Source organism: Chitinophaga alhagiae (genome assembly GCF_003568665.1).
Taxonomy (GTDB): domain Bacteria; phylum Bacteroidota; class Bacteroidia; order Chitinophagales; family Chitinophagaceae; genus Chitinophaga; species Chitinophaga alhagiae.
Window position 1 is genome coordinate 1052513 of sequence record NZ_QXMH01000002.1, and the last position, 14786, is coordinate 1067298.

Consider the following 14786-nt stretch of genomic DNA (forward strand, 5'->3'; position numbering starts at 1 on the left):
ATGCACAGCATCTGCTTATTTCCCGGTACATTCGATCCTGTGACCCTCGGGCATACCGACATCATTGACCGCGCCCTGCCGCTTTTTGACGAACTGATCATCGGCATCGGCATCAACTCCGGCAAAGTGCCCATGTATTCCGTGGAGCAGCGCGTGGAATGGATCAGGGAAATTTATAAGGACCAGCCCAAGATAAAGGTCACCTCCTACGAAGGCCTCACCGTTACCTTCTGCCGGCAGGTGAATGCCCGCTTTATACTGAGAGGCATCCGGTACGTGGCGGATTTTGAGTACGAAAAGGCGATTGCGGACATCAACCGGAAAATGGACCCCGATGTGGAAACCATCTTCCTCACCTGCTCGCCCGAATTTTCCACCATTGCCTCCACGCTGGTGAGAGACGTGATCAGGAACGGGGGAGATGCCGCGCAGTTTTTGCCCGGTCCGGTGGCTAAAAGCATACAGCAACAAAAGAAGAGTTAAAACCGCAATATCATGAAGGCAATCTGGTTCTCGCTGGACATTTCTCTTGACCAGCTCAATGAAAATGCGCAGAACACCATGGGCACCTACCTCGGCATGGAATTTACCGAGATAGGCCCGGATTACCTGCGGGCCATGATGCCGGTAGACCACCGTACCGTTCAGCCCTACGGCCTGCTGCACGGCGGCGCCTCCGCCGCCCTGGCGGAAACCGTGGGCAGCGTGGCCTCCGCCCTCATTATTGATCCGGAAAAGCAGATCTGCGTAGGGCTGGAGATCAACGCCAACCACGTACGCGGCGTGCGGGAAGGGTATGTGCATGCCGTGGCCCGGCCGTTACACATCGGCTCCGGTACCCACGTGTGGGACATCCGGATCACGGATGACGATAATAAGCTCGTTTGCGTGAGCCGCCTCACCGTAGCCATACTGGCTAAGCGCCAGGCTTAGCCGCCACCAGGTAATGCATGCGCATGATCACTTCATGGTCCTGCACCATAAAACCTGCGGCCGTCAGCATCATTTTTACCTGCTCTATGCCCAGCCGCAGTTTCCTGTAGCTGCTTACTTTCTGTATCCACTGGCCCTGCTGTTTTTCCAGTAAAATGTCGTACACGCTCACATACCCCGGGAAATATTCCAGGAAGCAGGTGTGAATGCGCTCATCTTCGGCGCGTACGGGTACAAACCGTTCTTCCTGCTCCAGCGGTTGGGTGAGGTCACGGAAAGACAGTACCAGCTTGCCTTTGGGCGTGAGCATCCGGTACCATTCCCCAATAAGGGTGTTTACCTGCTCCACGCTTTCCAGGTGGGTGAGCGTGTCTCCCATGCAAACGATCAGCTCTGCGTCCATGCCGTACTGGCCCGTGTTGGCCAGGTTGGCCAGGATGGTGCGTACCGGCAGGCCCTTGGCCCGCGCGTTCAGCTCAGACAGCAGATGCTGGTTAAAGTCTACCGCAAACACGGAAAACCCCAGGTTGGCGAGAGACACGGTTTGCAGGCCGTGGCCGGCGCCCAGGTCAAGCGCCACACCGTTGCCGCCGGGGGCAATGTGTTTGTTGGTGAAATAGGCCTGCTGTTCCTGCTGTTTGGTGTCGAAGTTGCCGCTCATCCAGGCGTAGAAGGCGGCCAGGTGGTTGTCGTAATGGGCTTGTGCGTTCATAGGTCATAGTTTATATCCCGCTTTCAGGAACACCTCCCGGATGTTTTCGTAGGAATAGGCCATGTACTTGCCAAGGTTTTCGGGGCGTATCCATTGAATGTCCAGGATGTCTTCCTCTATCTGCGGAACGGTCAGCTCCGTACCACTGAAAAACATGCGGTACCAGTGACTCTGTTTGAGGATTTTTTTGTCTTTCAGGGGATAATAATGGAAGGTTTCCGTGATCTTGCCGCTAATATTGACGTGCTGCAGGCCGGTTTCTTCCTGCACCTCGCGCAGGGCGCAGGCTTCCAGGGTTTCTCCTTCGTCCAGCTTGCCTTTGGGCAGGTCCCATTTGCCCCGGCGGAACATCAGCAGTATCTCGCCGGCTTCGTTGGTGATCAGTCCGCCCGCTGCTTCATATACTGTAAAATGCCCTTTTACCGTTTCAAATAAAGACGGTACGTGCTGCTGGCGGAGCACCGCCATGGGCAGTTGGTTTTTTTCCAGCAGGGCAATGGTTTGCGCTATTTCCGCCTGGCCGGGCGAGAAGAGGGTGGCCGCCCCGTCAAAACCGGGGGGCAGCAGGTGCTTGTCTCCCGTAAGCAATAAAGGTCTTTCATTTATATATATAATAACCGGCATTTCCATCCTGCAAAAATAATCGTTTGCATTATTCATTGTACTTTTGCGACGTTATGAACAATGTCAGCGAAAAACAGGTAGCAGAGAAGCTGCTCCAGGTACAGGCCGTAAAACTGAGCCCGGCCAAGCCCTTCACCTGGGCTTCCGGATGGAAATCTCCCATTTATTGCGACAACCGTAAGGTGTTGTCTTTTCCGTACGTACGTGATTACATCAAGTCGGAACTGAGCAACCTGGTATTTGAGACCTTCCCTGACGCGGCGGTGATAGCCGGGGTGGCCACGGCGGGCATTCCCCATGGGGCGTTGGTGGCGGACCAGCTGAAGCTGCCGTTCATATACGTGCGGTCCAAACCCAAAGAACACGGCATGGGCAACATGATCGAAGGCGTATTGCAGCCCGGCCAGCCTGTGGTAGTAGTGGAAGACCTGATCTCTACCGGCAAAAGCAGCCTGGAGGCCGTGCAGGCCATCCGCGCCGCCGGTGGTGAGGTGATAGGCATGGTGTCTATCTTCAACTACGGGTTTGAGGTAGCGGTAAAAGCCTTTGAAGCGGCCGGCGTGCCCTTCAGATCCCTGAGCAACTACAGCGCCCTGATAGAGCTGGCGGTAGAAAAAGGGCAGGTATCCGCGGAGGAGCAGAGCACTTTGCAAGCCTGGCGTACCGCCCCGGACGTATGGGGAAAATAGGAACATATTTAATTTTATAATAGTATATTGTGTTGGTTTAAAAAAGACTTGCTATGCGTACAATCCAATTAATGCTGTTGCTGTTGCTCGCCGGGGCAGGGGTAACAATGGGCCAGGTAAAGAAGGGCACACTGGCCACTGCCAAGATCAAGGTGCCCACGGTGCAGTGCAACATGTGCAAAGACCGCATTCAGCGTTATTTTCTCCGGGAGGAAGGGATCAAATCCATGGTGGTAGACGTGAAGAAGAAAGAAGCAACGGTGAAATACTATACAGACCGTACCAATGTTGAGAATATCAAGACCGCCATTGCCAATGTGGGATATGATGCGGACGATGTAACGGCGAACGAGGATTCTTACAAGGAACTACCCAAATGTTGCCAGAAACCGGAAGACGGCGGAGGCCCGCCACCCAAGAAAAAGGGATAGCTTTTCCAGAAGAACTTGACCGCTCCGGGTATTCCCCCGGGGCGGTTTTTTTATGTGCGCGGGTGGGTATTTTCAGTCAATGTGCATCCTCCTGAAACACAAAACCGGCTCTTCCTGCTGAAAAATTGCCTCCATATTTCGTTTTCATTCCCCGCGTTGGGGCATCCCCCAAAACACAAAAACCGGCTCTTCCTGCTGAAAAATTGCCTCCATATTTCGTTTTCATTCCCCGCGTTGGGGCATCCCCCAAAACACAAAAACCGGCTCTTCCCGCTGAAAAACCGGCTCCATATTTCGTTTTCATTCCCCGCATCGGCGCACCACAAAAACCAGAAAACCGGCTTCCCCTTGTAGGAAGAGCCGGTTTTCTGGTTTATTTCAGGCCAGGCAGCAGACCGCCCTTTTCTCAGAAGAAATCCAGTTTTTGTTTCGTTTCACACCTGATCGGGAAGGGCAGATAAACCCCTTTTTTGCCCACTTTGCAGTTGCCCGCCGCTTTGATGGTCACCTCCTTATTGGTCATGGCCCCCAGCACATTCCGGAAAACATTGCCCATTTCCACCTCCAGCTTCACCGGAAAATAGAAGGTATCCCTGGCCGGGATCTCTATCAGGGTATCCTGCAGGGAATGCCCCACTTTGGTATCGTCCAGGAAAATATCGAACTCGGCATCTTTCAGGCGGAGGGAGAAATTGTTGGGATTGAAATAGGCCAGCTCCATTTTAACCGTGCTTTTTGAGAACCCGAGGGCGTCAAAATCGAAGCTCGCTACCCGGAGAAACTCCAGGTCTTTCATCTTGTCGCAGGAGCTGAGGGTACCCCATAACAGGAATATCACCATGGCCCAGGAATATCTTTTCATTGAACGGCGATTTTTAAAATTCCCCCAAACCTACAAAACTCCAACCAAATAAGAAGTTAAAGATTGGCATCCGGAAGGCTGGGAGGCACCCCTCTATTTAAAATTTTACTTTAAGTAAAAACAGGCCAAAATCAACTCTTTTTGGAACTAATAACTTTAGTATTTTTGTTAACTTTTAATATTCAGCTTAAAAGTACTTTTTACTAAAGTAAATAGCATATTTACAATCATTCTATAGGCTGTTTTTCAATATATTAACATGTTGTAACTGTAGCTTAACATTTAATTATAACAGGGCGTTTTTCAAGGATTTTGCAGACTTTTCAATTTAATTATGACGATATGACAGAAGGATACAATAACAAAACTTTACTTATTGAATCTCAATACTTTCCACCAATTTCATTTTATAAAACTTTAATTGAGGTCAACATATTAAAGATCGAGAGATATGAACACTACCAGAAGGTCAGTTTTCGCAACCGTTGTTACGTGGCCGGACCGAACGGGACCATCCTTTTAAGCGTTCCCCTGGCCAAGGGAAAAAATCAGCGGACTATCATGAAGGACGTTCGTATCAGCAATCAGGAAAACTGGCAGGCCCTCCATTGGAAAACCCTGACGTCGGCCTACCGCCGTTCCCCCTGGTTCGAGTATTTCGAAAATGAACTGGAAGAGCTTTACACCCGGAGGTTCGATTTTCTGCTGGACTGGAATATGGCCTGCCTCCAGTGGGCTAACCAGGTATTGGGCATTTCCCCGGAGATCAGCCTTACAGACCGGTTCGAGAAAACCTATGACCCCGCTACGGGCGTGCTGGACAGGAGAGACCACCTGCAGCCCGGCCAGCCGGCGCCAGACGGGGCGCCCGTATATGCCCAGGTTTTTGGGGAACGCACCGGCTTTTTCCCGAACCTTAGCATCCTGGACTTGTTGTTTTGTGAAGGAAAAAGGGCTATTGAACTATTGACGTGATTATGAAGGGGTTGTAAAACGGGGCCACCAGCGGGGAATGTCCTGCCATAGATTTAATTTTTGCTGTAGTTAATTGTTTGTAAACTGTTGTTATACAGTTGTTTAAATAAACTTACTCCCTTCCATAAAAAAGATGGAAATTTTTTGGGAATGCATTGGAACAAAATAGTAGATTTGCAACCGATTTTGCTGGTCAAACGACTTACGTAGGTGTGTTGTTATCAACTTAAAACCAGAAGTTACCAGCTCATTTATACTGTAGTTTAAGTTTTTACTAACTCTAAAATTCATTCACAGCCTTAAATGAACAACACCTACACGGACCTCGTTAACCAAACCTTCGAGTTCCCCCAGGAGGGTTTCGAAGTGAAGGAGAACAACCTGATATTTAACGGGTTGGATATCCGGGCGCTGATCGACAAGTACGGAACGCCTTTTAAGCTCACCTATCTGCCCAAAATCGGGATGCAGATCAACCGGGCCAAAAAGATGTTCCAGGATGCGATCAAGAAGAACAGGTATGATGGCAAATACTATTACTGCTATTGCACCAAAAGCTCACACTTCTCCTTTATAATGGAGGAGACGCTGAAACACAATGTGCATATTGAAACGTCTTTTGCGTACGATATAGATATTATCCATAAGCTGTACGAACGCAAAAAGATCACGAAAGATACCTTCATCATCTGCAACGGGTACAAGACCAAAACCTATACCCGCAGTATTGCCAAGCTGATCAACACCGGTTTTACCAACGTGTTGCCGGTGCTGGACAATAAGGAGGAACTGGAAGACTATTCCAAATTCATCCGGGCAAAAGGCCCGGTAAAGCTGGGTATCCGCATTGCGGCGGAGGAGGAGCCAACGTTCGACTTTTATACCTCCCGCCTGGGCATTGCCTCCCGGGACATCCTGGAGTTCTATGTAGACAAGCTGAAGGGCAACCCGAAGTTTGAGCTGAAAATGCTCCACTTCTTCATGAACAAAGGGATCAAGGACGACATTTTCTACTGGAGCCAGTTCAACAAGGTGCTGAACCTTTACTGCCAGCTGAAAAAGATCTGTCCCGAACTGGAAAGCATCAACCTGGGTGGCGGTTTCCCCATCAAACACTCCCTCGGGTTTGACTATGATTACGCTTACATCGTGAACGAGATCGTAGCCAATATCAAGAGCGTGTGTAAAAAGAACAAGGTGCCCGTACCGGACATTTATACGGAGTTCGGTTCGTTTACCGTAGGGGAGAGCGGCGCGGTGATCTACAGCGTGCTGGGCGAAAAAATGCAGAACGACCGGGAGAACTGGTATATGATAGACAGCTCTTTCATTACCACGCTGCCGGATACCTGGGGCATCGGGGAAAAGTTCCTGATGCTGCCCATCAACAAATGGGACCAGGAATACCAGGAGGTGCACCTGGGAGGGCTGACCTGTGACGGTTATGACTTCTACACCTCGGAAGAGCACATCAACGCCGTGTTCCTGCCCAAGCTCACCAACGGGGAGCCCCTCTACATCGGGTTCTTCCATACCGGGGCCTACCAGGACCAGCTGAGCGGTTACGGCGGTATCAAGCACTGCCTGATACCTTCCCCCAAACACGTAATAGTGGGGTACGACAAAAACGGACAATTAAAAGACTGGCTATACGCTAAGGAGCAAACCTCCCAGAGCATGCTGAAAATTTTGGGTTATTAAAAAAATGGGTTAGTAATCCACTTAAAAACCCCTCGGTTCTCCGAGGGGTTTCTTTTTAATAAAATAAGGCCCCCCGTTTCTGGAGAGCCCATAATTTCATAGGATAGACGGATCCAACATTCATGGCAAGGGAATTACACATTTACGGAACGGTCCATAAATGTAATTTCAAGGCATAAGGTAAAAGGAAATTTCAAGGCATAAGGAAAAAGGCATTGTGATTCGGTATAGGAGGCAATAGGTTACGATAATAATTTGCTCAGTGTAAAAGTACTGGTCTGACCTTCTCCTGCAAATACCAATTAGTTGTATCTTTTTGCCGTTTTCTAATGAAATTGCATGGCAAGTGCACGCTATATATTAAATAGATTTAGTAATTAATACCCCTTTTACTATATGAAAAAGGCCTGCTTCATTCCTTTGTTATTATTACTTATATGTTCTAACCGTGTAGCAGCGCAGTCTTCGGAAGAAGAAGCTGTGAAAAGTGCCATCCGTCAACTGTTTGACGGTATGAAGAAGGCGGATAGCGCTATGGTAAAGGATATATTCGATGAAAACGCCATTATGCAAACGGTTGTAATGGCTCCGAACGAAGGTGTTATAGTGCGTAGCGCCAGCATCCAAAAATTCGTTACCGCTGTAGGTACCCCTCACACGGACGTGTGGGACGAGCGGATCACCTTTGACAAGGTATTGATAGACGGGCCTCTTGCTTCCGTATGGACACCCTACCGTTTTTACCTCGGGGACCGTTTCAGCCATTGCGGCGTCAATTCTTTCCAGTTATGCAAGTCGGAAAAAGGGTGGAAGATCATATACCTGGTAGATACACGCAGAAAAGAGGATTGCCGCTGATATTTATTGGCCGGCGGCGCCAGGGTTGTCCAGGAGGTTGATGGCCGAATCGCACTGTTTTTCTATTTCAGAAAAGCAGGCGTCCATCATTTCCAGGTTGCCCTCCATGAACTCGTTCTTGCCCGAGCGGGAAAGCCCTTTCAGCAGCAGGAACTGTTTGGTGAGGTTCTGGTTGATGAGCGCGGAGAACTGCTGCTGCTTCTGCAGGGTTTGCTGCTGCTCCAGCCGGGTAATGTTGCGGTAGTACACGCCCCACACCCGCAGGAACACTATCAGGTAGCCCGCCATGAGGAACGGGGTGACCAGGTATTTGTCCAGCGCGGAATAAGTAGGAGGCAGGAACACGGGCAGGTTGTATATTTTCATGTACGCCACCAGCCCAAGGTAGAGGAACAGCAGCACTCCCAGGGTTAGTGCTGTTCTGAGATTAACGGCAAAGTAGCCCAGCATGCAGGCCATCATCCAGGGCATGGCGTATATGGGGGATACGTCCAGGTCATTGGTGAAAGAAGATACCATGGGTACCAGCAGGGTGTTCAGGGCGGCTATAGTACCTGTGACCGCTATGCCTGCGCCGAGGCTCATCAGAAAAGCACAGCAAATGAACACGCCCGCAAACACACCGGTAATGGCGAGGTTGAGATAGTCATGTACATAGAGTAAAGAAATGAGTACCGGTAAAAGTGTAAGGCTGTAGAAGAAAAGAAAATCGAACAGCATTTTGATACGTGCCTGCTCAAACGCGCAGGGATGCCTGCGGATGAGTTTTGCCGTTACCGCTTCTTCGGTATGCTTGTACAGGTATATGGATAAGTTCTTTAATATTTTGTTGGCCCGGCCCATCCTGGTAAGATATGTGGAAGCAAGGTACTATCCTGCGCGCTGCCTGCCATTCAACTTTAGTGGTAATTTGATGCATAAAAAAAGGGCCGCCCCAGATGGAGCGGCCCTGTTATCCTAACCCTTATGCAACTGTAATTTCTTTTGCAGTGTCCTGTTTTGCCTCTTTCTTGGGCAGGGTCACTTTCAGTACACCGTTTTCATATTTCGCGCTGATCTGGTCTGCGTCAATGTTCTCGTTCACGGTAAATGAGCGGGAAAAAGAGCGGAAGCTGAACTCGCGGCGGATCTGTTTATCGTTTTCTTCTGTCTGTTCCGTTTTCTTTTCGGAGCTGATGGTCAGCGTTTGCCCGTCGAGGTTAATGCGGAAGTCGCCTTTTTCCTGGCCGGGGGCCACCACGTCCAGCACATAGGCCTCTTTGGTTTCCTTGATGTTCACCGGGGCGTGCTGGCCAAAGAAATCGGAGATACCGAAATCGCGGTTGAGCTTGCCGTTGAAAATTTCGTCTACAAAGCCGCTGAGGGTGCGGGCCGGCTGATGATTAAATTTTACGAGTGTCATAGTGTTTATAATTTTTTGAGTTAAACCATTTGTTTTTTGGTTACACCGGGTATTGATCAAACCGGATACCAATGCCATGTTCCGGAAATTTCGCCAGTAAAGAGGAGCGTGAACGAGACAAAAAGTCGGTTTCTGCTGGATTGATGCGACAAAATGTCTCTTTTACTTTATTTATTCAAGTATGTCGATATATTATTAACTTTGCAAAAAAGAAATAATTATGTACCCTGCGGAACTCGTGATGCCTATGAAGGCAGAACTTACAGATAATGGTTTTGAAGAAATGCTCACCCCTGCAAAGGTGGATGAGGTGTTGGCCAAGGAAGGCACTACCCTGGTAGTGATCAATTCCGTATGTGGCTGCTCGGCCGGTACTGCCCGTCCGGGTGTGCTGATGGCGGTAGCTACCAGCGAGAAAAAGCCGGACCGTTTAACGACCAGCTTTGCCGGTTTTGATTCGGACGCGGTAAAACAGATCCGTACGCACCTGATGCCTTACCCGCCGTCTTCTCCCTCCATTGCCCTGTTCAAAGACGGGCAATTGGTGCACTTTATAGAACGCCATATGATCGAAGGGCGTTCTGCACAGTTGATCGCAACCAACCTGTTGGCTGCTTTCGACGAATATTGCTAAAATCAGTTACGGATTACGGGCAGAATATCTATTATTTAAAACCCGTAATTCGTAATTGTAATGTAACTTGGTGGTTTGATTTTCCTCTTGATATAATTCGGCTTTGTTCATAGGAAAACTCAGATCACCATTTTTTTTAGCTTTTTCAGCCTATGTATCCTAATTTATATTACGCATTCAAGGATCTGTTTGGAGTAGAGATACCTTTTTTGAAGATTGTACAAACGTTTGGTTTTTTTGTGGCCATTGCCTTTCTGGCGGCGGCTTATGTACTCACCTCCGAACTGCGGCGGCGGGAAAAGCTGGGATGGCTGGCGCCGGTGCAGGAAACCATGGTAACAGGCAAACCGGCCTCCGTGGGAGACATGCTGGTGAGCGCGGTGATCGGGTTCATTATCGGTTTCAAAATATTCGGGATGTTTGGCGCAGGCACGGAAGACTTGCGTTCTTATTTTCTTTCCGCGCAGGGCAGCGTAATTGGCGGCATCCTGGGCGCCGCGGCCATGGCTTACTGGAAGTACTATACGAAAAAGAAGGCCGCCCTTCCCAAACCCAAAGAAGAAAAAGTAAATGTATGGCCGCACCAGCGGGTGCCAGACTTTACCATTATGGCGGCAGTGGCCGGCCTGGTAGGGGCCAAGATATTCCACAACCTGGAAAACTGGGGCGAGTTTGTGGCAGACCCCTGGGGTTCCCTTTTTTCCGCCAGCGGCCTTACCTTCTATGGCGGTCTCATTGTAGCCGCATATGTCATTATCCGTTACGCACATAAAAAACAGATCAACTGGAAACACCTGGTAGACAGCGCGGCGCCCGCCCTCATGCTGGCCTACGCGGTGGGCCGTATGGGCTGCCAGTTTTCAGGAGACGGGGACTGGGGCATCAACAACAGCGCTTACGGCACCAACCCCACCGGCAAGGTGCAGGTCATTTCCGAAGCGCAGTACCAGGACGTGCTGCACCGGGATTCCACATATTTCACCCGGCACTTCGGCAGCCTTGAACAGGTGCCGCACAAGCGGTTTGAGAAACCCGCTTCCCTCAGCTTCCTGCCGGACTTCTTTTTTGCCTACAGCTACCCCCACAATGTGGTGAATGACGGCATGCCCCTGCAGGGCTGCAGCGGGGAATACTGCAACGCCCTGCCCATTGGCGTATACCCAACGCCGTTATACGAGATCATTGTTTGCGGCCTGTTCTTTATTGTACTGATGGCCGTACGCCGGCGGGTGACCACGCCCGGCGTGATCTTCGGCATTTACCTCATACTCAACGGCATTGAGCGCTTTTTTGTGGAGAAGATAAGGGTGAACACGAAATACGATATTTTCGGCTTCCATCCCACACAGGCGGAAATTATTGCAACGCTGCTGGTAATAGGCGGCGCCGGCCTGATATGGTACGCCCGTAAAACAAAACCTGTACAAAAAACAGCCTGATGCAGCGCCACCCGAACCTGGTACCGCTCTCTCACGAGCATAAATCCCTGCTCTTTGTTTGCAGGTACCTGAAAAAAGACGCGGCGCCCTACGAGGGCTACCCGCTGGATGCCGTTTCCAAAATGGCCTACATGGTCAAGGTGTTCCAGGAGATCATGGTGCCGCATATCCAGAAAGAAGATTACCTGTTTGAACAATGCCGCGGCCACCGGGCGGACATGGACGCCCTGCTGGACGAGCTGATAGCCGAGCACCGCATTATTTCCGGCATGTACAGCGCGCTGGTAGACAGCGCTGACCCCGTGGAGGCCATGGACCAGTTGGCCCGCAGCCTGGAAGACCACATCCGCAAAGAGGAGCGGGTGGTGTTCGAGAAGATGCAGGAGGAATTGCCGGAGGTGATTGCCGCGCTGCGGTTTGAGTAGCATATAATTATAGCAGGAGCGGGGCGGCCAGTGCAAGGCGGCTTTTTGAACGCCGGTGACGGGCAGAACGCCACGCTGCGGTCCACATCCCCGCCCATTGGGCCCGCTTCCTGGCAAAACGCCCTGCTGCAGTCCACATCCCCGCCCATCGCGGCCGCTTCCTGGCAGAACGCTCCAGTCCACATCCCCGATCCGTCATTTTAATCACAGGATCAACCCTGTTCGTCCCTTTTCCCCACGCCATTCACCTGCTTCCCCCTAGTTTTGCCCCGGTTTTGTAACAATCACAATGACCGGTCGTCTTCTATGAACAAGCAACAATACCGCAGGTAACCTAACGTTTCACCCGCATCATTTTTTACCAATCATCACCAAATAATGACCACTTATGTATCATTATGTACTATGTAAAACATACTACCTATCTTTACACTGTAGTTGTTAAAGAAAGGAACTATAGAACAACAACCTAACTAATCCGAATCTAAACATCCGCCTTATATGAAATCGATATCTAAATTGTTGACCTTGAGCGCCTTACTGGTCAGTATCGGCAACATGGCTCAGGCCCAGAACGGGAACGGCACGGCCGGCCTCAAAGGGAAAATAAACGGCCAGGTGCACCGCACAAACAGCAAACCGGTAGAATTTGCCACCGTAACCCTGCTGAAAGCAAAAGATTCTTCCCTGGTAAAAGGGGCCATAGCCGGGGTAGACGGCCAATACGAATTTGAAGGTATCCGCGAAGGGCGGTACCTGGTGGCCGCCGCTAACATGGGCATGAAAAAAGCATACAGCCAGCCCTTCACCGTAAACGGCAGCCCGGTAAAAGTACCGGCCATCACGCTGGAAGAAACATCCCGCAACCTGAAAGAAGTGAACGTAACGGCTAAACGCCCTTTCATAGAACAGAAAGCAGACAAAATGGTGGTGAACGTGGAAAACAGTATTGTAGCGGCAGGCGGCACCGCCCTGGAAGTACTGCAACAATCACCCGGAATACAGGTAGATAAAGACGACAATATATCCATGCGTGGCAAGAACGGAGTGATCATCATGATCGACGGCAAAGTCACGAACATGTCTCCCCAGGACGTTGCCTTGCTGCTGAAAAATATGCCCAGTTCTAACATAGACCAAATAGAGCTGATCGCCAATCCTTCCGCCAAATACGACGCAGCAGGCAACGCCGGGATTATCAACATCAAACTGAAAAAGAACTCCAGCTACGGTACCAACGGCAGCGTGAACGCTGGGTTTGTGCAGGGCAAGCTGCCCAAGGCCAACGGCGGCCTCAACCTGAACCACCGCAACAAAAAAGTGAATGTGTTCGGCTCCTATAATTACAACTACAACCGGAACTTCGAGGATCTGCGCATTTACCGCGACAACTTCGAGAAATCAGGCCGTATCACTTTTGACCAGCATTCTTACCTGGACAAAAAATCACAGTACCACGGGGGCAAGTTCGGGGCAGACTATTTCATCAATAAAGACCATACCGTGGGCGTAATGGTGAACCTGGCCACCAACAACTGGAAAGGCGGCGGCAACAGCATGACCTGGATAGGGAGCGGGGAGGCCATAGACTCCAGCCTGCGTACCGTTACAGACAACGATAATAAATGGGACCGCCAGTCTTACAACATCAACTACAAAGGCAAGCTGGACACTTCCGGCAAGGAGCTGAACATAGACCTGGACTATTCCCGCAACTCCGAAGACCAGGGCAGCCGCCTGTATTCCGCCTACTTGGACGGTACCGGCAAACAGTACTGGCGGGGAGATACCACCCGCAGCCTGCAGCCTTCGGTGATCAATATCAAAACGGTAAAAATAGATTATACCCACCCGCTGAAGAAGGAAGCAAAGATCGAGGCGGGCATCAAGCTGAGTTTTGTGGACTCTGACAACAACTCCCGTTTTGATTCCCTCCGGCACACCCAGTGGGAATATGACGCCAACCGTTCCAACTATTTTATTTATAAGGAGAACGTGAACGCCGCCTATATCAACTACGCCAAGCAGTTTAAAAAGTTCGGTGTACAGGCCGGTCTCCGCGCGGAGCAAACCCATGTGGAAGGCCATTCCGTTACCCTCAAGCAGGTGAACGATACCAGTTACCTCAATTTCTTTCCCAGCGTGTTCCTCAGCTACACGGCCAACAAGAACAACCAGTGGGGGATCTCCTACAGCCGCCGGCTGCAGCGCCCCAGCTACGATGACCTGAACCCGTTCGAGTTTTTCCTTGACCGGTACACCAAGGCCGGGGGCAACCCCAACCTGCGCCCGCAGTATTCCCACAATTTTGACCTGACGCATACATTCAAGTCTTTCCTGACCACGGCCATCGGCTACAGCCATACCAGCGATATGCTGTCACGCATCCTGGAACCGGGCGTAGACCCCGCCACTGGAGATACTACCATCATTGTGTATAAATATATGAACGTGGCTAAAAAGGATAACATCAACCTGAACGTGTCCGCCCCGGTGCCCGTCACCAAATGGTGGAGGACCTTCACTACCGTGTCCGTGTTCTACAACGCCTTTGAGACCACGGTGAACGGGGAGCTGATCAAACGGGCGTCCGGCGGTTTCTTCGGGCAAACGCAGCACACTTTTACCTTTAATAAGGGGTATTCCGCAGAAGCGTCTTTCTTCTACGTGTCCCCGCAGATCTCACAGGAGGGCCTGTTCCGCATGAACGCTATGTATGCCTTCAACCTGGGCCTGCAAAAGCAGGTGCTCCAGAAGAAGGGCACCATACGCCTGAACGTGAACGATATATTCAATACCCAGCGCTTCAGCGGCACCTATAATGTCAACAACCGCCAGGTACGCCTCGGCACCCGTTGGGACAGCCGGCAGCTCCGGGTATCCTTCACCTACCGCTTCGGAAATTCAAATGTGAAAGAGGCCCGCAACCGTAAAACCGGGCTGGAAGATGAGCAGAGCAGGGTGAAGTAGCACAAACACGTACCTAATCATGTTTTAGGTATATAAGGATGGAAGGAACGCAGCCACTTGCTGGCTGCGTTCTGTTTTTATATTGCTATGATTTTCAGTATATTCAAAATAAATGGTGGACAGATGCAACC

16 protein-coding genes are annotated in these 14786 nt (G+C 50.5%); 11 read left to right on the forward strand and 5 right to left on the reverse strand.

Going from position 1 to position 14786, the window contains the following annotated elements; all coding sequences use genetic code 11:
* Both coaD and D3A97_RS15155 read left to right on the forward strand, forming a co-directional pair.
* Complete coding sequence (gene coaD, locus D3A97_RS15150) at window positions 1-483, forward strand: pantetheine-phosphate adenylyltransferase (protein WP_119079312.1); 483 nt, start codon at window positions 1-3, stop codon at window positions 481-483.
* 12 nt (window positions 484-495) lie between these two features.
* Window positions 496-933: a hotdog fold thioesterase gene (locus D3A97_RS15155; RefSeq protein ID WP_119079313.1), complete on the forward strand. Its 438-nt coding sequence runs from the start codon at window positions 496-498 to the stop codon at window positions 931-933.
* Here D3A97_RS15155 and D3A97_RS15160 read toward each other — a convergent pair.
* Window positions 917-1645 (reverse strand): class I SAM-dependent methyltransferase, encoded by a 729-nt coding sequence (locus tag D3A97_RS15160; protein WP_119079314.1) that lies wholly within the window; start codon window positions 1643-1645, stop codon window positions 917-919. The two genes, D3A97_RS15155 and D3A97_RS15160, sit on opposite strands and share 17 nt — an antisense overlap.
* A gap of 3 nt (window positions 1646-1648) precedes the next feature.
* A complete protein-coding gene (locus D3A97_RS15165; protein WP_157986563.1) occupies window positions 1649-2233 on the reverse strand; it encodes an NUDIX hydrolase in 585 nt (194 codons plus the stop codon).
* A gap of 59 nt (window positions 2234-2292) precedes the next feature.
* On the opposite strand from D3A97_RS15165, the gene pyrE reads away from it, so the two are divergent.
* Both pyrE and D3A97_RS15175 read left to right on the forward strand, forming a co-directional pair.
* Entirely contained in the window at window positions 2293-2958 is a 666-nt protein-coding gene (gene pyrE, locus D3A97_RS15170) for an orotate phosphoribosyltransferase (RefSeq protein WP_317126381.1), read from the forward strand.
* Between the two features lie 53 nt (window positions 2959-3011).
* Complete coding sequence (locus D3A97_RS15175) at window positions 3012-3389, forward strand: heavy-metal-associated domain-containing protein (RefSeq protein WP_119079317.1); 378 nt, start codon at window positions 3012-3014, stop codon at window positions 3387-3389.
* Window positions 3390-3795: 406 nt separating this feature from the next.
* Here the strand turns inward: D3A97_RS15175 and D3A97_RS15185 are convergent, their stop codons facing one another.
* Entirely contained in the window at window positions 3796-4251 is a 456-nt protein-coding gene (locus D3A97_RS15185) for an LEA/WHy family protein (protein ID WP_119079319.1), read from the reverse strand.
* A 342-nt stretch (window positions 4252-4593) separates the two neighbouring features.
* On the opposite strand from D3A97_RS15185, the gene D3A97_RS15190 reads away from it, so the two are divergent.
* From D3A97_RS15190 to D3A97_RS15200, 3 genes are all read left to right on the forward strand, one after another.
* Window positions 4594-5226, forward strand: coding sequence for a WbqC family protein (locus D3A97_RS15190; RefSeq protein WP_157986564.1), 633 nt, complete (start codon window positions 4594-4596; stop codon window positions 5224-5226).
* Between the two features lie 303 nt (window positions 5227-5529).
* Window positions 5530-6927: a type III PLP-dependent enzyme domain-containing protein gene (locus tag D3A97_RS15195; RefSeq protein WP_119079321.1), complete on the forward strand. Its 1398-nt coding sequence runs from the start codon at window positions 5530-5532 to the stop codon at window positions 6925-6927.
* 513 nt (window positions 6928-7440) lie between these two features.
* Complete coding sequence (locus D3A97_RS15200) at window positions 7441-7785, forward strand: hypothetical protein (RefSeq protein ID WP_232825973.1); 345 nt, start codon at window positions 7441-7443, stop codon at window positions 7783-7785.
* 3 nt (window positions 7786-7788) lie between these two features.
* Here the strand turns inward: D3A97_RS15200 and D3A97_RS15205 are convergent, their stop codons facing one another.
* Both D3A97_RS15205 and D3A97_RS15210 read right to left on the reverse strand, forming a co-directional pair.
* Complete coding sequence (locus tag D3A97_RS15205; RefSeq protein WP_119079323.1) at window positions 7789-8628, reverse strand: hypothetical protein; 840 nt, start codon at window positions 8626-8628, stop codon at window positions 7789-7791.
* A gap of 121 nt (window positions 8629-8749) precedes the next feature.
* The gene (locus D3A97_RS15210) at window positions 8750-9187 is read right to left on the reverse strand and encodes an Hsp20/alpha crystallin family protein (protein WP_119079324.1); all 438 of its coding nucleotides are present in this window, start codon (window positions 9185-9187) and stop codon (window positions 8750-8752) included.
* A gap of 220 nt (window positions 9188-9407) precedes the next feature.
* Between D3A97_RS15210 and D3A97_RS15215 the strand changes: the two genes are divergently transcribed.
* From D3A97_RS15215 to D3A97_RS15230, 4 genes are all read left to right on the forward strand, one after another.
* Window positions 9408-9821, forward strand: a complete 414-nt coding sequence (locus tag D3A97_RS15215) for a BrxA/BrxB family bacilliredoxin (RefSeq protein WP_119079325.1) — start codon at window positions 9408-9410, stop codon at window positions 9819-9821.
* A 209-nt stretch (window positions 9822-10030) separates the two neighbouring features.
* Window positions 10031-11260, forward strand: a complete 1230-nt coding sequence (locus D3A97_RS15220) for a prolipoprotein diacylglyceryl transferase (RefSeq protein WP_232825974.1) — start codon at window positions 10031-10033, stop codon at window positions 11258-11260.
* Complete coding sequence (locus D3A97_RS15225; protein ID WP_119079327.1) at window positions 11260-11685, forward strand: hemerythrin domain-containing protein; 426 nt, start codon at window positions 11260-11262, stop codon at window positions 11683-11685. Before D3A97_RS15220 ends, D3A97_RS15225 begins: the two co-directional genes overlap by 1 nt.
* A gap of 501 nt (window positions 11686-12186) precedes the next feature.
* On the forward strand, window positions 12187-14655 hold the full coding sequence (locus tag D3A97_RS15230) for a TonB-dependent receptor domain-containing protein (protein ID WP_119079328.1): 2469 nt from the start codon (window positions 12187-12189) through the stop codon (window positions 14653-14655).
* The last annotated feature ends 131 nt before the right edge of the window (window positions 14656-14786 follow it).